This window comes from Thalassotalea psychrophila, assembly GCF_031583595.1.
GTDB lineage: Bacteria > Pseudomonadota > Gammaproteobacteria > Enterobacterales > Alteromonadaceae > Thalassotalea_A > Thalassotalea_A psychrophila.
Window position 1 is genome coordinate 1,125,997 of the sequence record NZ_CP134145.1, and the last position, 19,725, is coordinate 1,145,721.

General features: G+C 36.0%; 22 protein-coding genes. 21 read left to right on the top strand and 1 reads right to left on the bottom strand.

Features of this window, described 5'->3' with window-relative positions; all coding sequences use genetic code 11:
- The first annotated feature begins 17 nt into the window (after nucleotides 1–17).
- The 5 genes from RGQ13_RS04760 (at nucleotide 18) to RGQ13_RS04780 (ending at nucleotide 4,064) form a co-directional block, all read left to right on the top strand.
- Nucleotides 18–752 carry an ABC transporter ATP-binding protein gene (locus RGQ13_RS04760; protein WP_348392418.1) on the top strand — a complete coding sequence of 245 codons (735 nt, stop codon included), beginning with the start codon at nucleotides 18–20 and terminating at the stop codon, nucleotides 750–752.
- On the top strand, nucleotides 752–2,188 hold the full coding sequence (locus RGQ13_RS04765) for an ABC transporter permease (RefSeq protein WP_348392419.1): 1,437 nt from the start codon (nucleotides 752–754) through the stop codon (nucleotides 2,186–2,188). The genes RGQ13_RS04760 and RGQ13_RS04765 overlap by 1 nt, the downstream gene beginning before the upstream one ends.
- A 29-nt stretch (nucleotides 2,189–2,217) precedes the next feature.
- Complete coding sequence (locus RGQ13_RS04770; RefSeq protein ID WP_348392420.1) at nucleotides 2,218–2,910, top strand: DUF3299 domain-containing protein; 693 nt, start codon at nucleotides 2,218–2,220, stop codon at nucleotides 2,908–2,910.
- A 230-nt stretch (nucleotides 2,911–3,140) separates the two neighbouring features.
- Nucleotides 3,141–3,650 carry a GNAT family N-acetyltransferase gene (locus RGQ13_RS04775; protein WP_348392421.1) on the top strand — a complete coding sequence of 170 codons (510 nt, stop codon included), beginning with the start codon at nucleotides 3,141–3,143 and terminating at the stop codon, nucleotides 3,648–3,650.
- 21 nt (nucleotides 3,651–3,671) lie between these two features.
- Nucleotides 3,672–4,064, top strand: a complete 393-nt coding sequence (locus RGQ13_RS04780) for a hypothetical protein (RefSeq protein ID WP_348392422.1) — start codon at nucleotides 3,672–3,674, stop codon at nucleotides 4,062–4,064.
- Here RGQ13_RS04780 and RGQ13_RS04785 read toward each other — a convergent pair.
- Nucleotides 4,048–4,779 carry a lipoprotein intramolecular transacylase Lit gene (locus RGQ13_RS04785; protein ID WP_348392423.1) on the bottom strand — a complete coding sequence of 244 codons (732 nt, stop codon included), beginning with the start codon at nucleotides 4,777–4,779 and terminating at the stop codon, nucleotides 4,048–4,050. The two genes, RGQ13_RS04780 and RGQ13_RS04785, sit on opposite strands and share 17 nt — an antisense overlap.
- Nucleotides 4,780–4,998: 219 nt before the next feature.
- On the opposite strand from RGQ13_RS04785, the gene RGQ13_RS04790 reads away from it, so the two are divergent.
- From RGQ13_RS04790 to RGQ13_RS04865, 16 genes are all read left to right on the top strand, one after another.
- Entirely contained in the window at nucleotides 4,999–5,877 is an 879-nt protein-coding gene (locus RGQ13_RS04790) for a helix-turn-helix domain-containing protein (RefSeq protein ID WP_348392424.1), read from the top strand.
- Nucleotides 5,867–7,468 carry a L,D-transpeptidase family protein gene (locus tag RGQ13_RS04795; protein ID WP_348392425.1) on the top strand — a complete coding sequence of 534 codons (1,602 nt, stop codon included), beginning with the start codon at nucleotides 5,867–5,869 and terminating at the stop codon, nucleotides 7,466–7,468. Before RGQ13_RS04790 ends, RGQ13_RS04795 begins: the two co-directional genes overlap by 11 nt.
- A gap of 117 nt (nucleotides 7,469–7,585) precedes the next feature.
- On the top strand, nucleotides 7,586–7,783 hold the full coding sequence (locus RGQ13_RS04800) for a Flp family type IVb pilin (RefSeq protein ID WP_348392426.1): 198 nt from the start codon (nucleotides 7,586–7,588) through the stop codon (nucleotides 7,781–7,783).
- 49 nt (nucleotides 7,784–7,832) lie between these two features.
- On the top strand, nucleotides 7,833–8,012 hold the full coding sequence (locus RGQ13_RS04805; RefSeq protein ID WP_348392427.1) for a Flp family type IVb pilin: 180 nt from the start codon (nucleotides 7,833–7,835) through the stop codon (nucleotides 8,010–8,012).
- Nucleotides 8,013–8,028: 16 nt separating this feature from the next.
- Nucleotides 8,029–8,598 (top strand): A24 family peptidase, encoded by a 570-nt coding sequence (locus tag RGQ13_RS04810; RefSeq protein WP_405054160.1) that lies wholly within the window; start codon nucleotides 8,029–8,031, stop codon nucleotides 8,596–8,598.
- A gap of 20 nt (nucleotides 8,599–8,618) precedes the next feature.
- Nucleotides 8,619–10,106: a P-loop NTPase family protein gene (locus RGQ13_RS04815; protein WP_348392429.1), complete on the top strand. Its 1,488-nt coding sequence runs from the start codon at nucleotides 8,619–8,621 to the stop codon at nucleotides 10,104–10,106.
- 40 nt (nucleotides 10,107–10,146) lie between these two features.
- Complete coding sequence (cpaB, locus tag RGQ13_RS04820; protein ID WP_348392430.1) at nucleotides 10,147–10,962, top strand: Flp pilus assembly protein CpaB; 816 nt, start codon at nucleotides 10,147–10,149, stop codon at nucleotides 10,960–10,962.
- A gap of 15 nt (nucleotides 10,963–10,977) precedes the next feature.
- Nucleotides 10,978–12,456, top strand: a complete 1,479-nt coding sequence (locus RGQ13_RS04825; RefSeq protein WP_348392431.1) for a type II and III secretion system protein family protein — start codon at nucleotides 10,978–10,980, stop codon at nucleotides 12,454–12,456.
- A 4-nt stretch (nucleotides 12,457–12,460) separates the two neighbouring features.
- Nucleotides 12,461–12,745, top strand: coding sequence for a hypothetical protein (locus RGQ13_RS04830; protein WP_348392432.1), 285 nt, complete (start codon nucleotides 12,461–12,463; stop codon nucleotides 12,743–12,745).
- Nucleotides 12,746–12,764: 19 nt separating this feature from the next.
- On the top strand, nucleotides 12,765–14,120 hold the full coding sequence (locus RGQ13_RS04835) for a Tad domain-containing protein (RefSeq protein ID WP_348392433.1): 1,356 nt from the start codon (nucleotides 12,765–12,767) through the stop codon (nucleotides 14,118–14,120).
- The gene (locus RGQ13_RS04840; protein WP_348392434.1) at nucleotides 14,120–14,647 is read left to right on the top strand and encodes a TadE/TadG family type IV pilus assembly protein; all 528 of its coding nucleotides are present in this window, start codon (nucleotides 14,120–14,122) and stop codon (nucleotides 14,645–14,647) included. The genes RGQ13_RS04835 and RGQ13_RS04840 overlap by 1 nt, the downstream gene beginning before the upstream one ends.
- On the top strand, nucleotides 14,644–15,168 hold the full coding sequence (locus tag RGQ13_RS04845) for a TadE/TadG family type IV pilus assembly protein (RefSeq protein ID WP_348392435.1): 525 nt from the start codon (nucleotides 14,644–14,646) through the stop codon (nucleotides 15,166–15,168). Before RGQ13_RS04840 ends, RGQ13_RS04845 begins: the two co-directional genes overlap by 4 nt.
- 33 nt (nucleotides 15,169–15,201) lie before the next feature.
- Nucleotides 15,202–16,452, top strand: coding sequence for an AAA family ATPase (locus RGQ13_RS04850; protein ID WP_348392436.1), 1,251 nt, complete (start codon nucleotides 15,202–15,204; stop codon nucleotides 16,450–16,452).
- Nucleotides 16,452–17,777, top strand: a complete 1,326-nt coding sequence (locus tag RGQ13_RS04855) for a CpaF family protein (protein WP_348392437.1) — start codon at nucleotides 16,452–16,454, stop codon at nucleotides 17,775–17,777. Before RGQ13_RS04850 ends, RGQ13_RS04855 begins: the two co-directional genes overlap by 1 nt.
- 9 nt (nucleotides 17,778–17,786) lie before the next feature.
- Nucleotides 17,787–18,752 carry a type II secretion system F family protein gene (locus RGQ13_RS04860; protein ID WP_348392438.1) on the top strand — a complete coding sequence of 322 codons (966 nt, stop codon included), beginning with the start codon at nucleotides 17,787–17,789 and terminating at the stop codon, nucleotides 18,750–18,752.
- Between the two features lie 2 nt (nucleotides 18,753–18,754).
- The gene (locus RGQ13_RS04865) at nucleotides 18,755–19,723 is read left to right on the top strand and encodes a type II secretion system F family protein (protein ID WP_348392439.1); all 969 of its coding nucleotides are present in this window, start codon (nucleotides 18,755–18,757) and stop codon (nucleotides 19,721–19,723) included.
- Nucleotides 19,724–19,725 lie beyond the last annotated feature (2 nt).

Below are 19,725 nucleotides of genomic sequence, written 5' to 3' on the forward strand. Positions count from 1 at the left end.
TCCAAGGTGGTAAGTACGTGTCTGACATTATCGATATTTGTGATTTAAAATTTGCTTGGCATGAACAGGCCGACTTTGAATTTAACATCGAAAAATTTACCGTACATAAAGGTGAAAAACTGTTTTTACGTGGCCCCAGTGGCAGTGGTAAAACTACTTTATTGAGCCTGTTATGTGGTGTTATTTCAGCTGATTCTGGCGAGTTAACAATGTTGGGTAAAAACCTAACTCAAATGTCGCCAACGAAACGCGACCAATTTAGAGCGGATCACATTGGCGTTATTTTCCAAATGTTTAATTTGATCCCATACCTTACTACCATCGAAAACGTATTGTTATCGTGTAACTTCTCGCCGCTGCGTAAATCTCGCGCCCTAAAAAATTCACAAACCTTAGAAGCTGAAGCATTAAGATTGCTTTCGCATTTAGATATGGGCGATGAAAACTTATTACATAAGCCGGTAAATGAATTGAGTATTGGTCAACAACAGCGTGTTGCAGCTGCTCGTGCATTGATGGGGGCGCCAGAGATTATTATTGCTGATGAGCCAACATCATCTTTAGACGCCGACCGGTGTCATAGTTTTTTAGAGTTATTATTTAAAGAATGTAAAATTGCTGGCTCAACGTTAATTTTTGTTAGTCACGACACGCGCTTAAAGGAAGATTTTGACCGTACGGTGACATTGAACCGTGCAGTATTAAAAAATCAAAAAGATATTGTTACTATTTCAACTGAAGGAGCGATGTAATGGCGATTGCAAATTTAGCTTTGAAAAGTTTTCGAAACCGTAAAGTTACCGTATTTCTCACCATATTTTCCATTGCACTGAGTGTATCGCTATTAATTGCCATTGAAAAAGTGCGCGTCCAAGCAAAAGATAGTTTTACCAATACCATATCAGGGACCGACTTAATTGTTGGCGCTAGAACCAGTTCGGTAAACTTATTGCTGTCGTCTGTGTTTCAAATGGGCACTGCAACCAATGGTATTAAATATGAATCTTATGAAGAAATAGCAAGCAATAATACCGTAAATTGGTCAATTCCATTCTCTTTAGGTGATTCTCATAAAGGCTATAAGGTAATGGGTACGACTAATGATTTTTATAATCATTATAAATACGGCAGCAAGCAATCACTGTCGACGTTACAAGGTGTTTGGTTCAAAGAGATAACCGATGTAGTTATAGGTAATGAAGTTGCTAAGCAGCTGCAATATAAGATTGGTGACGAAATTATAATTGCTCATGGCGGCGCAGATAGTTATATACATCATGACAAACAACCGTTTGTTATATCCGGTATTCTAGCACCTACTGCAACACCTGTAGATAGAACTGTGTTTATCAGCCTTGAAGGTATTGATTCATTACATAGTGATCAAAAAAGCATGGCAGTAGGTCATGATCCTTTTTTAACTTTAGGCTTACCTGATAAAACCAATACTACTAAAAAGCAAGTTACAGATTCCCATCATTCCCATGATGAACATGAACATGAACATGAACATGACACGCAGGGACATGATTCAGAAGGGCATGATTTGCACGAAGATGTTTCGCATGATCATGGCATCGATATTCATAGCGACAGTTTTGTTGCAGATAACCACCACGATCATAACCATAGTGCCGATACTATAACGGGCTTTTACTTAGGGTTAAATGAACGCCCGCAAGCGTTAACCATGATGCAAGTTGTTAATAAGTATAACAGTGAGCCATTAATGGCAATTATGCCCGGTGTTGCTTTATTAGAACTTTGGTCAGTGCTGTCTATCGTTGAGAAAACCTTATTCGCAGTATCACTGATGGTGGTGATCATCAGCTTAGCAACTATGCTTATTATTTTATTAAACAGTTTAAACCAGCGCCGTAGAGAAATGGCTATACTTAGAGCTATAGGTGCTCGTCCAGGTCACATTTTCTCGTTAATGATGGGGGAAGCTTTAGCAATTATATTATCTGGTTTAGCGTTAGGTATTGGCTGCTTATATGCTATTTTATTTTTTATAAAACCTTTTATTCTCAACAGCTTTGGTATTTACTTAGAGTTAGGAATGCCATCAGCCCAAGAATGGGGATTACTTGCGCTTGTTGGAGGTGCAGGTTTAATCATAAGTTTATTCCCAAGTATGCAAATTTATCGATATGCGCTATCTGATGGCATGTCAATTCGAAGTTAATCTCAAAATTTTTTAATAAAGGTTTTAAAATGAAAAATATTCTTTCCCTATTTTCTATTGTAGCCGTACTTTTTAGTACTGTGGCATTCGCTACAGATGTGACTTCAAATGAGAGCAAACAAATAGATTGGTCTACATTGAATGAACATGTTCAAGTCAAAGAAATAGCTAACCCATTCGAAAATTTAGAGATTGAGCAAATCCGTATGTTACAACAAGTTGCGATTGTTGATGACATTACTGCCAGCGGCCAAGAAATTGATGCTGAATCTAAAAAACTCGCTGATACAGCTCGTAAAACCTTGGCCGATCAAGGCATTGATATTAAATCTATGTTTAAAATTAGAGAAGAAATTATTACTCAACGTGAGCAGGAATTTCAATCAACTAACCCTGCTTTAGATAACCAGAATATTGAAATGTCTGGATTCTTATTACCTTTAGAGTTTGAAGGTAAGAAGATCAAAGAATTTTTATTAGTACCATACGTAGGCGCTTGTATTCATGAGCCGCCACCAGCGCCAAATCAAATTGTATATGCAAAATTAAAAACTCCGGTAGAGCCGCCTTCGTTAAGTATGTTCACTGCGATTAAAGTTAATGGTTTGATGAAAAGTGAATTAGTGTCGCCAGAATTAAACTTAGTGGATGGCGCTAAGCAAATTCCAACCAGTTATACGTTAACTGTGGATAGTGTTGAATTTATTGAACCAAATAAATAGTCTCGATAAAATTTCTTATACTTTTATAAATGCCGCTTTAGATTACGTTTAAAGCGGCTTTTACTTCATGGATGATGGAATGCAAACCACCATGGACCGTTCATTCACATCCTGTGAACTCGGCATATACAACTTCCATGTTGAAAACGGTATTAGTTTTGTAGCTATTCATAATCTACATAACAGCAATACACGGATACAGTAATCAACTTGGTATAACTATAAAAAATATGAAGCTTTTAGAAACAACTCACTTACTTATTAGGCGCATTCGTGCAGATGATGCAGCATTTATTTTAGTGTTACTCAATGAAGCCAGTTTCATTGAGAATATAGGCGACAAACAAGTTCGAACATTAGCTGATGCGCTAAACTATATAAAAACCGGCCCGCAACAAATGTATAAAGATTTTGGTTTTGCTCTACACATTGTTTGTTTGAAAAACTCGAATAAACCGATTGGCATGTGTGGCCTATTAAAAAGGGATACATTACCTGAGCCGGATATTGGTTTTGCTTTTCTTGAACAATACAGTGGCAAAGGTTACGGCTATGAATCGGCAAAAGCAGTGTTAGACTATGAAGTACAAGATAAACAGCTTAAAACCGTGCTAGCTATAACTGCTATCAATAATCCAGCATCTAGGGCGTTATTATTCAAGCTGGGCTTTGTCTTTGATAAGCAAGTGCAATTAGCAGGTATGGAAAAGGACAGTAATTTATATCAATATTGTAACTAAATAATTGTAGAGGGTATCAAATTGAAAACGTCTAAATATCTAAATATGTTCTTAGGCAGCATTGTTTCGCTATCTTTTATCTTTGCCTCTGCTGTGCATGCAGATCAAAAAGCGATTGATGAAGCCAACAAAACAGCCACAATAACCTTATCCGAACAAGATGTAGAAGCTTTAAAGCTTGGCAAACAAATCCTGGCCATACAAGAGGCTTTAAATAACCCAACCGATCCAAATTCTATTCATCAAGTTACAGCACTGGGCTGGGATCAAAGATACTATGTAATGGTTAGAGGTTGGTTAGTTCTAAGGCTACAAGCTGATCAAAGCGCTTATACGGGTAGCCAAGCACAAAGCCATTTAGGCGAACGCATTGAGTTTCTAAAACTTGCGATTCGTACTATCGATTTAGAATAGAGCTTTTTATGGATTGTATATTAATGAAGTAATAACAACAGCTGAATATAATTATTCCCACTACCAATAAGTTAACTCCCATTGCCGCAAATAAATCTGGTGCTTTCATAAAAGTACTCATTAACGATTCCTGATAATAAAAGAACCATTGATGATTATCGGGAAATACCGCAGTGTGTAAATAATAGAAGATCTTCTTAAATCCGAATATTGCAAAGCTCGAAATAACCACTACAACACTTACAATTAGTGCTGTAACTTTTAGTTTAGTACTTGGCATATGTAGCTTTTTCTGCATGTACAACAAACTTAGCAATATTAAAGGAAGCAAATTTACTAGCCATACTAGTCTAAGTGTATCTACTAAGTTACTTACATCCTGAAGATGTATTACTTCGCTTTGAGTAAATAATAATTGTTGTTTGTTTTTACTATGATATGCAATTTTATCGAGATTTTTACCATGGTTATTTATTGCTATCACTACCTGCTCAAATAATTTAACGTGTTGATCTTTATCTGTAAAAACAAAATCTTGTTTATTATATTTATTTTGCGGGGCATATTTGCTTATATGAGCATCAATATCTAAAACCTGATACCACACTGGGTAGGTAAAATTTACGCTTTTATTTATTTGCCAGCTTAGCCCAAAAGAGAACAGTAGTATTGAAATACAAAATACCAGCCAGAAAGATGTAACTAAACTTTTCATATAAAAATATTTAAACCACGATGTAAAATATGAATATCTTATTTATTAATATGTTAGCAAAGAATATCAAAAATTAGGCTATTTATCTGTATTTATTAACCGCTTAAAAGATAGGGTTATTTTCTCAACAAATTTGACAGATCCGTTTATCACTCCTAGATTAATTATTAAGCAATAGAGATTTGCTGTAATAGCCTAAGGGATGTAAAGGGATTATTTATGGTGTTTAATAAAAATAAAAAAGCAGCCGTATTGCTTTTAGTTTCATTTGACCAAGTGTTAGGAAAACACTGCAAGGAAGAGTTGAGCCCATTTTGTGAGTTAGATACTGTTAGCTCTATGGATGGGTTAGAGCAATATTCAAGTCTACCTAGCGCGATCATATATTTAATGGATTACACCAGTGCAACTCATTTGCACAACGTAGAATATATAAGAAATCAATACAGCAACAGCTTACTTTTTGTGGTGACAACTGCTGTATCTATTCCTTTATTACATCAATCATTACACCTTGGAGTTGATGATTTATTTCTTTTTCCATTCTCTGAGCAAGATAAGCATAGTTTAGTTTGTACGCTGAAAAATAAAACAGAGATCAACTGTTTTACTGAAAAGCTAGAAAGTCAGCAAAACCTGCCCTGTGCTGAAGTTAGTAGAGAAAATCCAATATCTTCTTTGCTCAATATCATTGAGAGAGACTTTGCCAAAGGACCATCTTTGCAAGATTTGTCTCACGACATTCACTTAAGCCCAAGCCGATTGTGTCATATGTTCAAAGATTTATGCGGCCTAACCTATAGTCATTATCTTTTATGTCGAAAACTTGAAGAAAGTGAACGTTTGCTTACCGATAGTGAAAGCTCTGTTACTACGATTTCTTATCAAATGGGTTTTTCAAACCCTTCGCATTTTTGTAGGAGCTTTAAAGAGCATTTTAATATAACACCAAATTCTTACGCGCAAGGTAACAGAGAGTTAAAACAAAGCCCAACTTATATTAGATACCAACGGTTACGGTCTGAATTAATCCCTAATATGGGATCTGTCATGCAAGGTAATTTTAACACTTTAGAAGGAAGAGAAAGTGTTGGCTAAATTAGACTTTACCCATCCCTACTTCCTAACATTATTAAAGTCAGCCTTGCTGACTCTTTTGCCTTTATCGATAACTGTTTACGCAAATACCCAGGTAGTTGAATCTTTAGATGATAACCATACTGTAGCTATTCAGGCTATAGAGCTATCAAAGGGACAAAGCCCATACCAATATCTAATCAAACAAAGCAACAAGCAGTTGCTATGGTTTGATAAAAAAGGATTAACTCTGTCAGGCCTTTCATTGCATCGGCTATTAGCCGATTTAGGTTGGCATAGCCTTATCAAGATTAACGCCCTTAAAAGTAATCAATTTGAACAACATGATAGGGTGTTAACAAAAGGTTTTTTACAGCTAATTCAAGTTTCGACAAATAATTATAAGCAACAAATTAATGCCAAATATGAATTACTAAATGCTATTAATGAAGATGCTTCTGATGAACTATTACTGTCTTTAATTCCTGCATACGATCAAATATCACATATACGAAAAGCTATTTCAGAATACCGATTTTTAAGTCAACATTCTTGGCCTTCTTTAGACTCTAGCTTTAAACCTAGGCTCGGCCAAAGCCATAAACAAGTTAAAGGCATTAGACAAATCTTGACGTTACTTGGAGATTTACCTAGGAAAGCTCAAACAAAAACTCGTTTAGATGTTTTTGACTCTGTTGTGGTTGCAGCGTTAAAAGAGTTTCAAAGTCGTCATGGCTTAGAGGCTGATGGCAAACTTGGCCCGAATACTTATGCAGCTTTAAAAGTAAAACCTGAAAAAAGAATTAAACAATTACAAGTTAACCTGTGGCGTTGGTTCACCTTGCCTAAAATGCCGCCAGAGAAATATTTATTGGTAAATATACCTGGCTATCAGCTGTCAGTTATTGAAGATGGTGAGCAAACTGTACAAATGAAAGTGATAGTGGGTGATGTAGAAAACCAAACCCCACAAATGGTCACTGAAATTAATCGAGTTACGCTTAACCCTACATGGACACCAACTCGAAATATTATTAACAACGAACTTATTCCTGAATACCAACAGGACTTTCTATCGTTAAAACGGAAAAACTTTCAATTAGTAAAAGGTTATTGGAAAAATATTGTAACCAAAGAGATTGATGACCCAGGCCTAAACCTAAGTAAGTTGTTGCAATCTTACCGGTTAGTGCAAGCTGCTGGTGCAAACAATGCATTGGGTTATTACCGATTTAATATTCCAAATAACTATTCAGTGTACCTTCATGACACGCCTGTAAAGTCGTTATTTAGACAAAGTAACAGGGCTTTAAGCCATGGATGTATAAGGTTGGAAGATGCGAGCTTACTGGCTAAATACCTGCTTAAAGCTGATAAATCATCACACCTTAATAAAATGCATAAGGTTATTGAGTCTGGTAAAACAACAAACCTTCCACTTAAAACCCCACTACCTGTTTACATTACTTATCAAACCGCCTGGATAAATGAGAAAGGAAAATTACGTTTGTCACCAGACATTTACGACCTTGATCATAAAAATTCATATCTAACGCAATTTCATGCAACAGATAGCAATCCTGTGATAACCCTTTCACAAAATAACTTCTAATCTTTTAATTCGTTCCTAAATAAATACATATTTTGTAAGGTTTTAGAAACAAGTCTGGCAAGGAGCAGCAACAATCGGCTCTCCTAGCTGAATTAAATAAAAATGGAGTCATTTCAGATGAGAAATTTAAAAAATTTATTTCAAGAATTTATTGAAGACGAAGAAGGGTTGACTGCGGTTGAGTACGCAATTGCTGGTAGTTTAGTCGTTGGCGGCTTAGTTACAGCCTTTTCGACTTTAGGCCTTTCAGTGGATTCGCAAATAAAGGTGTTATGTGGCCATGCTGGCGTAAGTGGCACCTCTGATTGTGGTTAAAAGTAAGCATTGAAGAATTTTGAATGTAATAGAATAGGAAGACTAAAATATGAATATCTTACAAAGATTTATTGAAGACGAAAGCGGTTTAACCGCTGTTGAGTATGCTGTTGCTGGTAGTTTGGTGGCAGGTGTAGCTGCTGGAGCTTTCACTTTATTAGGGGATGCCGCTGAAGATAGTATCACCTGTCTTAATGGAGCTGTAAACGGGGTAGCAAACCCTTGTTAGTGATTAAGTTGTGATTTTGGATACGCAACATACGCAACTTATATTATTAGGGATTATTGCTTTAGCATTTTTCCTAGCACTGTATTTTGATCTTCGTATTCAAAAAATCCCAAATATACTTTGTTTGTATGTTGTCGCCATCGGTTTTACCGTTCAGTTTATGTTTTTCGGTTGGGCCGGTGGTTTAAATGGATTGTTAGGTTTACTGACAGCATTTATCATTTTGTTTCCTGCCTTTTATTTTAAAGTGTTAGGCGCAGGAGATGTAAAGTTAATGATGGCGGTAGGTGTTATCACCGGCCCTGAGTTAATTGCTTGGTCAGTTGCATACGCGACTATCGCTGGAGGGGTAACTAGTCTAGTTTTAGTTTTATACAAAACCGGTTGGCAGGGCGTTAAGGCTACTTTAGTGCGTTATTACCAGTGTTTTTATGTTAAGAAGTATTTCAAGCCTAGTGCTGGTGAAGCAGCAGCTCTTCGAGTACCTTATGCTCCAGCGTTAGCAATAGGTTGGCTTTGGGCATGTAGCCAAAATGAAGAAATACTATTTGCAATTTCAACGTTTAGATATCAGTTTTTCTCTTAGTGCATATTTAAGGTATCGTCATGAATTTATTTAAATTTAATAAAAAACCGTCAGAGAGTGAAAGTAACGAAGTTACTAAAGTTGATGATTTAACTGAAGGTTCTAATAATAAAATAAACTTCGATGCTGAGGAAGGTAGTAAGGTTGAAGATGGCTCTATTGATTTTCCACTAAAAGATGCAGTCGAAACTAGAAGTGTTGCAGAAAATGTAAGCAGTGAAAAAGTTCATTTCAGTAAAGAACTTGACTTTCTAGATATAGCACCAACTCCTCAAACAGTTTTAGAAACTGGCTTATCAACAACATTAGTAATTGAATTAATGTTAAAGCATCTGCAAAACGCGGGTATTTTAACATTAAAAGAATTATCAACAAAGCTGTGTATTAGTGGTTCAATTATTCAAGAGCTTATTGATATATGTAAGGCTAAGTCTTGGGTTGAAAACGTATCACAAAGTGCAAGTGAACAAATGCGTTTTACTTTAAGTTCAATAGGTGACTTACAAGCAGACAAAGCGCTGTTAAAAAATGGCTACCTTGGTCCTGCTCCTATTCCTTTAGATCAATACACTGAAATTTGCTTAAAACAAACTAGCCGCGATCAGGTGGTCACCAATGATGATATTAATTCTATTTTTGCAGATTTAACCTTTTCAAATGAACTGATTGAAAAAATCGGACCATCATTAAATTCTATTAAACCAATATTAATATATGGTGCTGCAGGTACCGGTAAAAGTTTCTTTTGCCGTCATTTAAATTTAGTGTTTGGTGGTGAAGTTTTGATACCACATGCAATCGAAGTAAATAATGAAATTGTGCAAGTGTTTGACCCAGAAATTCATCAACTATCTGAGCAGCCAATACAAGAAAATGTATTAAAAATAGCTTCTGGTTTTGATCCTCGTTGGTTGTTATGTAAACGCCCTTTAGTGGTTAGCGGCGGTGAACTATCGGCAGATATGCTTGAAGTTCGCTATGATAAAGCCTCAAAAATTTACCGAGCACCTCTACAGCTTAAAGCTAACAACGGCATATTATTGTTGGATGATTTAGGTCGTCAAAAAATCACCCCGAAAGAGCTGTTTAACCGTTGGATTATTCCTTTAGAAGAGCGTAGAGATTTTCTTTCTCTGCAATCAGGCCTTCATTTTGAATTACCGTTTGAGCTACTTTTATTATTTTCAACTAACTTAACACCGACTGATTTAGTTGATGAAGCATTTTTGAGAAGGCTTGGTTATAAAGTTGAGTTTGAACAATTAACTAAAGAGTTATATCAAGAAATTTGGTTTAAAGAATGCATTGAATATAACTTGTTATGCGAGATGGCAGTGTTTGATTATTTAGTAGAGCACATGCATCAAATGCATAACCGTAAATTCCTTCCTTGTTATCCTCGAGATTTGATTTCTATTGTCAGCGATCAAATTAAATTTAAGCAATTAGAGTCGACGATAACTAAAGAATTATTAGACTTTGCCTGGCATAGTTATTTCGTTAAGTAAGCGGTACGGATTAATAATGTTTAGCGAATAAGGAGATTTTGTGAACAAGAATGTAGCTGTATTTATATTACTTTCAATCGTTTTTGGTTTAGGAGCTGTATTCCTTGCTAAGAATTGGCTTGATAAAAATCAATCACAAACCGTTGAAGTCGGTCAGGCACAAGTGATAACGGTCAATGCTGCGTTGCAAACAGGAAGCATTATTGAAGCAAAGCATTTAACCGTTAAAACAATTCCAGAATCAATGGTCCCAGAAGGAGCCGTAACTAGGCTTGAAGATGCAACGGGCATGATTGCTAAAAGCAAATTATATAATGGCGATATACTTCATACCAAACGTATCGCTAAAAAAGGTGAAGGAAGCTCACTAGCAAGTTTGATAAGTCCGCATATGCGTGCTGTTTCGATAAGAGTAAATGATGTTGTTGGAGTGTCAGGGTTTATATTACCTGGCAATACCGTTGACATTTTAATTACTTATCGGGGTAAAAGCGCAGCTAATACAGAAGTTGTATTGTCAAACATAAAAATATTAGCAGTAGATCAAAGAGCTTCAAATGATGAAAACAAACCGCAGATCGTACGGGCTGTAACTCTAGAAGTCACGCTTGAACAGGCAGAAACATTAATGAGTGCGCAAAATAAAGGCAGCTTACAACTCGCTTTAAGAAACCCTAATGATAAAGCAGAAGTAGCACTTTTTGATCCCGAACAAGATGAGAAAGCATTCGAACAAGCAGCAAAAGAGGCGAGTTCAGAAACTCAAACTGTTGCAGTTAATTCATTAACAGGTCGAAACAAAGTTGAAATTATTCGCGGTATTGAAAAAGAATCTGTACAAGTTTCAAATAATTAGACAAGGACTACAACAATGAAAAATTATAATGTAGGACTCTTATTTGTATTAACGTTAACTATTTTTATAAATAGTGCAATAAACAATAATGCAGTTGCTGGTGGTCCAACGGAAAAAGAAGCAAATGCAATAAAGGTTCCTATTTTTAAATCTAGAAATTTAAAAATGAAGCATCCTATTCATCGCATTTCAATTGGTAACCCGGATATAGCCGATATTTTAGTATTACGCCAAGACGAACTTTATGTTGTAGGTAAAACGTTAGGTCATACTAACGTGATCATATGGGATGAAAACGACAAGGTTGTTGATTTATTTAATCTTGAAGTATCCCATGATTTGAACGGCCTAAGAGAGCGTTTTTATCACTACCTACCAAAAGAAAAAATTGGTGTTGAAAGCTCACAGGGTCAACTAGTACTAAGTGGCCAATCTTCATCATTAACTAAAATGAATATGGCCATGGAGCTCGCGAGGGCATATGCAGAAGCAGCGAGCGGCGGTTCAGCAAAGAGTGAAGTGTTAAATATGCTAAGTGTGGGTGGTGGCCAACAAGTAATGTTGGAGGTCACTGTTGCTGAGGTTCAAAGTGAAGTTGCCCGTAGGTTAGATTCAAAAATGTTATTGCGTTTTGATGGAACAGACGGCTCTGGTGGGATTGTTTCTGGTGGAGATTTGTTTGATGCCATTGGCGTTAGCCCGACCATTTCAAGAGGTTTTTTCGGTTCATATTTAGATGGCGATATGTTGTTAAATTTTGCCTTTGATGTAGCAAAACAGCATGGGTTGGCAAAAATATTAGCAGAGCCTAATATTACCGCATTAAGTGGCCAAAAAGCAGATTTCTTATCAGGTGGTGAAGTACCAATCCCTACCGCAGGGGGAAGCAGCTCAGGCACAGGCGTTCAATATAGAGATTTTGGTGTAGGCGTAAGTTTTGTTCCTACAATTCTCGACTCAGGAAAAATAAACTTAAGTTTAAATGTGTTAGTCAGCGAGCTAAGTAATTCAAATTCACTAACTATTAGACCTGACGGCTCAGGTAGTGCTTTTGTTGTCCCTTCAATTATTAAACGAACTACATCAACAACAGTTGAGCTTGGCGATGGGCAAACAATTGCCATCGGCGGTTTAATAAGTGACACACTACGTGAAAGCGTCGATAAAATCCCAGGTCTTGGGGACATTCCAATTTTAGGGCAGTTATTTCGTAGCCAGGAGTTTGTTAAGGGCCAGTCAGAATTAGTCATTATGGTTACACCAAGGTTAGTTCGTCCATTTAATAAAAAAGGGATGGAACTACCAACCGATAATTTTGTACCGGTATCAGATATGGAGTTTTACTTAATGGGTAAAATGACGCCAAGAGAAAGACCTGAGGATGAACCAAACTCACCAAATCAAATTGAGGATAGTAATGAAGAGATGCTACCCGATAATGGCGGTACTCAGCAAAAATACGGTCATGAATTAACTACTGGTGAAGAGGGATAAAACCATGAAAAATCTAATAAAAACATTTTCGCTTCTATTAATCATTTCTGGATGTTCTTCTAACGACCCTTATCCAATTACAGAATCGATTGCTAAAATTAATGAAAAACAAATTTTAGATCCTATGGCTCCAGAAAATAATGAGGGCATAGTTAATGATTTAGATGGTAAATATGGTGAAAAAGTTGTTACTAGCTATCAAGGCTCTAGTGTTGCTCCATCAGAGGGACAAACAAGTACCAATGCTCAACACCTTATAAAATCGGGGTCAGGTGGGTCAGGCAACTAATTGTTAGTTAGAGGTTTTTATGAAAACTCAAAGTATGTTTAATCAACAAGGCAGTATTTTAGTGATGTTTACTATTGGCCTTTTTTCTCTTTTTGCTATGGCTGCATTAGCGTTAGATGGTGGGCATTTACTTTTAAATAAAACCAGATTACAAAATATTGTAGATACAGCAGCATTAAATGCAGCTAAAGATTTAGTTGATGGTGGAACTCATAATTCGGCAATAATTGCAGCGAAAGCAATCACAGCCTTAAATTTAGGGTATGCAGATTATCATGAACTGAACTCATCAATAACTACTATGGATTCAGTAATAGTAGAGTTTTCAGAAAAACCAGAGCCTTTTACCGCTGTTGGTATAGGTGTAAACGAAGATATTAACCGTTATGTAAAAGTAACCATATCTGGTGTTGAACTTAATAATTTTTTGGCGCAAATTTTTAGTTTTAATAAAGAAGTTTCAGCAACCGCGTTAGCTGGACCTAGTACCGCATTAGTTGACTGTTATAGCGACTTAGTACCAATGATGGTTTGTTCAAAACCAATTGATTACTCAGCTACCCCTCTAGAATATCCGACAGATTCTTTTTTTGGCTACAACCTCAATGAATTGACTGTAATGAAAATTGGTTCTGGCGAAGAAAGTGCAGTTGGCTCTGGTAACTTCCAATTATTAAACTTAGCCGATAATCATGGAGGAGCCGATATTCGGACGGCTATGGCTGGAGCTGGTTTGTCAAATGGTGAAGTTTGCTTGAATGTTGATGAGGGACTTACCACGGCTCCTGGTAATAAGGTCGGACCTTCTTTACAAGGACTTAATACACGATTTGGTACTTCAACCGTACCTGGCGACAAAGATGGTATTTATCCTCCAGATATTAATACCTGCCAAGGAGCGAGATTAGATTTAGAAGATGGAAAATTAGTTGATTCAGATAACAATCCTGTTTTTGAATATGATGATAATGGTGTGCCCATCTTTGAATATGATTCTTTTGGAGATCTTATTTTTCCGACAGGAGTTTATAGTTATAACCAATATTTAGATGCAAGTTTGCTAAGTGGAGAACAATGCTCCTCTCCTAATACAGGTTCAACAATTGAACCGGGAGGCGCAGATGAACGAAGAATTTTAAATGTTGTTATCGCAGAGTGCGATGGAACTGCAAATGGTCTCGAAGTTCCTAAATATGTTGGCTCTGGTTGTTTCTTTTTAACCCAAGATCTTGATAATGGAGGGCAGCAAAGTTTTATTATTGGTGAATTTACCAAGGAGTGTACCGCTGTAGGGATTCCTGTAGTTGACTCTATAAATAGCCCAGGTCCTTACACTATTGTTTTATATCATGTTCCTAGTAGTAGTGATTCATAATGATGTCATTTATAAAAACTACACCTAATAGGCAAAAAGGATTAGCAGCTATTGAGCTAACATTAATTTTGCCAATTTTACTATTTTTAGTGTTTGTAATAGTTGAATTTTCTCGCCTTTTATATCAGTACAATACGTTAAATCAGGTTGTAAGGGACACATCAAGGTACCTTATTAACAATGCAAGACCCATAAGCAATAACATTTATATAAATGATGATATAGCCTTAAATGCTAATGCTATTCTAACTGGGGGGGACTTTAATGGTTCGCATAGCATTTTACCTTCATTATCAAATTCAGGTGCGGTGCTAGACACCACAACAGCAGGGAAAAATATAACTTATAGAATTGATGATGTTTATAGTTTTAATATTCTTGTCAATGATACAACTGAATATATTACTGTATCAGTTACTTATTTTTGGGAGCCTATATATTCCGATTTATTACCATCATTTGTAACAAGTAAAAGTTTTAATTTAAATTTTCCGCTTACTGTTCATTATAGTATGAGAGCATTATGAGCAACTTTTTTAGAAATCATAAAAAGCCAAAAAATACTGGTGTATACACTGTAGAGTTTGCAATTGTAGGTAGTTTATTCTTTTTACTTTTTTTTAGTGTGATTGAAGTTGCGAGATTAATGTTAACTTGGAATATTTTAACTGAGGTGTCTCGCCGTGGTGCAAGATTGGCCGTTGTTTGCCCTGTGGTTATGAATAGTGTACTTGATAGCAATGTAGCTAATTCAGCAAGTTTTTCAGAAAAATTTTTACATAATTTAACTATGGATAATGTTGAAATAAAATATATGGACTTTTCTGGTTCTATATTAGATTTGGAGGGAAGCCCTGATGCCAACCCACCAGTTTTTCCACAGAACACCCCAAATCAAATCAGGTTAGTCAAAGTTTCAATTACAGGTTATCAACACCAACTATTGATCCCAGGATTGTTTTTAACTTTAAATTCCCCAAGTTTTACGACTGTATTACCCAGAGAAAGCCTTGGAGCTACAAGGTGGGGAGATTCAGATTGTTCGTAATTAAACATATACTTAGAGTAAGAGGGTTCCATTATGGAAGATAAAATTGAACTTAACTCGATTAAATCGTATTCAAATGTTCATAGTAATAATGAAAACAAAAATGAAAGGCGCTCAATGTCATTACCATTCCTAATTAAGTTATTATTGGTTTGTGACGATCCTCAGGTAGAATCTGCCACTCAAGAACTGTTATTACCTGTAAAAAATCTAGATTTAATTATAGAAAAGAAGGTCACATTTATTACGGAAGATTTTCAGGTAGCTGTAGTTGTTTATACTGGTGATGAGCTACAAACAATTAGCAACCTGGAGAAAATTAGTAATGCAGGAATTAACATTTTAATAGTCGGTGATAACCTACCACAAAAACTGTTAAGAAAATCTATTCAACTATCTATCAAAGATATTGTGCCTTTATCTACTGCGGAAGTTGAGCTTGTCCCTGCTATATCAGAAGTCGCATCACAGTTAAAAACAGAAGTAAATTTAGCCCCCGTAGTTTCTATTATTAATGGCAAAGGTGGCTCTGGTGCAAGCTTTATTGCCAGCTCTGTTGGGCAAATTATTAGTAACCATAGCAAAGATGAGCTGGTGATGATCGATGCAGATTTACAACACGGCACGTTAGCAGATAGTTTAAATTTGCAACCTGATTATTATTTAGATGATGCGTTAGCTGATATTAAAGAATTAGATGCTACCGCTATACAAAGCATGATGAGTAAAAAAGAAAATTTAAGTTTATTGCCAGTAAAAGCTTATTCACAGATAAATCGCTTAGCTCATATCGATCAAAATAAAATAAGCCAACTATTCTCCAAGGTTAGAGCAAACTTCAAGTTACTTATTGCAGATTTATCAAGAGGAATAGACTCACTTTCAATTCCCATTCTTGAATCATCAGAGCATATTATGGTGGTTGTTCAACAAAACATTTCTAGTATTCGAGAAGCGAAAGCACTGGTTGAGCAACTTCATAATATTATGGGAATCGCACCGGAAAAAATTAGCATTATCGTTAATAGGTATTCTACTAAATTTAGCACTATCACCCCCGATGATATTAAAAATACTGTTGGTGTAGAATCGGTCTTTACAATTTCAAACGATTATCAATTAGCTAGTGCCTGTACCGATTTAGGCAAAAGTATTGACGAATTATCAGAATTTAAGCAATTAGAAAAAGAATTTTTAATCATTGCTCAGCAAATAAATGCTAGCAATATTGATATATTGCCTAAAACAAAAAGTTTGTGGTCTAGGTTAACGGGTAAATCATAATGGAATTATTAAAAAAACAAGATGACTCTCAATATGACTTTTTAAATCCACAGGATTTAGAAATAAAGCAGCAAATATTTGGCAAACTGTTAAAAATGCTAGATCTTGCTGTGCTTGAAACTATGGATGACAATCAAGCCAAAGAACAAATCAGTGAAATAACAAATCAGTTATTAAATGAAGTTTCAAAGCCACTAAATTTAGTCGTTAGACAAAAAATAATTAAACTTGTTATTGATGAAATTTTGGGCTTAGGTCCATTAGAAACCCTATTTTGTGATCCGACAATATCCGATATATTGGTGAATAGGTTTGACAGTATTTTTATTGAACGTTTCGGTAAATTAGAAAAAGTGCCGGTACAATTTTATGATAATAGTCACTTACTTAATATTATCGATAGGATCGTATCTGGTGTTGGACGTCGCATTGATGAATCTTCACCTATGGTCGATGCCAGACTAAAAGATGGCTCTCGTGTAAATGCTGTTATCCCTCCTTTAGCGCTAGATGGCCCAACATTATCTATTCGTAGATTTACCGTTGAAAAACTAAAAGCAGAGCAATTAATTGAATTAGGCTCAATGAGTGAAGAAATTGGCCAGCTGATTGAGGCGGTGGTACTTGGCAAGATGAATGTGCTTATTTCAGGTGGTACTGGTAGCGGTAAAACAACGCTACTAAACATACTTTCTGGTTATATTCCTGAGTATGAACGAATTATTACCATTGAAGATTCTGCTGAATTACAACTTCAACAACCTCACACTGTTCGTTTAGAAACTCGCATAGCCAATATTGAGGGCGCAGGGGAGGTTACTCAACGTGATTTAGTTCGAAATACCCTTCGTATGAGGCCTGATAGAATTGTTATCGGTGAGGTTAGGGGCGCTGAAGCGGTTGATATGCTTACCGCAATGAATACCGGTCATGAGGGCTCTCTAACGACACTACATGCCAATAATCCAAGAGATGCACTTGGGCGTTTAGAAAATATGGTATGTATGGCTGGTTTTGATATGCCGGTAAAAAATATTCGCTCTCAAATAGCTTCTGCGATTGATTTAGTGGTGCAATTACAAAGACATGAAGATGGTCACCGTAGGATCACCAGTGTTCAAGAAATTAATGGCATGGAAGGAGACATTATTACCATGTCTGAAATTTTTACCTTTGAAAGACAGGGTAAAGATGAAGATGGCAATATTTTAGGTGAGTTTAAACCTACGGGGGTCGTACCAAACTTTAATACAACTCTCAAAGCTAAAGGGATTGTTCTACCTAATTCTATTTATGGCCTTGATAAAAATATGATGAACTTTTAGGAGAGAAATATGAGTAATGAATTAACCTTTCTTCTTTTAGTTTTCGGAGCTGTTCTGTTTATGTCGCAGACTCTATTTGTATCAGTATATAACCCCCAGCGCTCTAAAACTAAGCAACTTAAAAAACATTTAGAAGAGTTAGCAATTAAAGATCCTCATCAGGTAGATTTAGTCTTAAATCAACGATTGTCTAAATTAAATCCAATATTTATTGAAATAGAAAAAATAGGTTTTGTTGAAGGGTTATCCTATAAACTAGAAATGTCAGGCTCTAAGCTATTTGGTCACCAGTATATTTTATTAATGGTGCTGGTTTCGGTAATTGTTGCACCTTTAGTTTGGAATTTGACTTTAGATCCGTTCTTTATTCTTATTTCAGTGTTTTTAGTTATTGGCGTGTTTCAATTAAAATTAAAAAGAGACATTGCTAATCGACTAGAAAAAATTGAAACACAATTCCCAGAGTCGTTAGATGTTTTAAAAAGAGGCTTACAAGCGGGTTATGCATTTTCAGAAGCATTAAAGCTTGTCTGTGAAGAAACCGAAGGCGAACTTGCCGTCGAATTTGATTTAATGTTTAAACAAATTAATTTTGGTAATGATATTAAAACCGCGTTATTAACTTTCGTGCATAGAGTACCGACGACTTCTGCTATGGCATTTGCCAGTGCAGTAAGTATTCAAAAAGAAACTGGTGGTAACTTAGCTGAAAAAATAGAAACCCTTTCTAGAGTTATACGTCAACGATTTAAATTTCAGCGTCGTGTAAAAACACTTTCTGCGGAAGGTAGGTTATCTGCCTGGGTATTAGTATTAACTCCCTTCGCTTTATTTGCTTTTTTATACATGAGTTCTCCTGATTATGTGAGTGAATTATTTACAAGTCCTGAAGGAATTTCACTATTAAAGTGGGGCGGCCTAGGTATGGTTGTTGGTACAATTTGGATCAGCAAACTCATTAACATAGAGTATTAATTATGGATTATTTATTAGGACTAGTTAATAGCTTCATCGAAGATCCTGTACAGGCTAAATGGGCTATTTACTTAATAGCCGGTATTGCAGGTCTAACTCTTTCTGTAGCTTTAAGTTTAATGTTTTCAGGAGCTTACTCTCCTATACGGCAGCAATTGCAAAAGCTGCAACATGGCAATAAAGGCGGTTCCAGTATTGCTGAGGATTTTTCTCATTCGCTTGAACATTCATTAGAAAAAATGCCCTTTTTACAGCGAACTTTCGCTGGCGATGATAAAACTAAGCGTTTATTAATTCATTCTGGTTTTCACTCCGACCATGCTTTAAAAGTTTATAACGCGTTAAAATTGCTCTTACTTTTATTAGGTGGTGTAATTGCAATTTTTGCGATGCAAGCATTTCCTGATTTGTCGCCATTTATGACTATATATTTAGTGGCAATTATTCTAGGTGGTTTTTATTTACTGCCAGGGTTTATTTTAACCTATTTAGCAAAAAGACGGATGAAGAGTCTTAGAAAATTTTTTCCTGATGCATTAGATTTATTAGTCGTTTGTTCAGAATCTGGCCTAGGCTTATTAGAAGCGATTCAAAGAGTTAGCCGAGAGTTAGAATATGCACATCCAGCATTGGCGCATGAATTGGCTTTAGTTTGTTCGAAAGTTAGAGTCGGATTTTCTATGCAGGAAGCTTTGCATGAATTCTCTGAGCGCACAGGGTTAGAGGATATTCGCGGTTTAAATTCAGTGATTGTACAAAGTCTAAGGCTTGGTACTGGTATCGCTGATACTTTGAGGATTTACTCTGAAGAATATCGCGATAAACGTTTACAAGAAGCCGAAGAAAAAGCAGCTAAGGTTGGGGTGAAAATGGTCTTTCCTATGATGGTTTGTATCTGGCCTTCATTTTTTATAGTCGCAATAGGGCCTGCAGTACTTAAAGTTATGGCGGTATGGGATCAAGCATTTTAGGA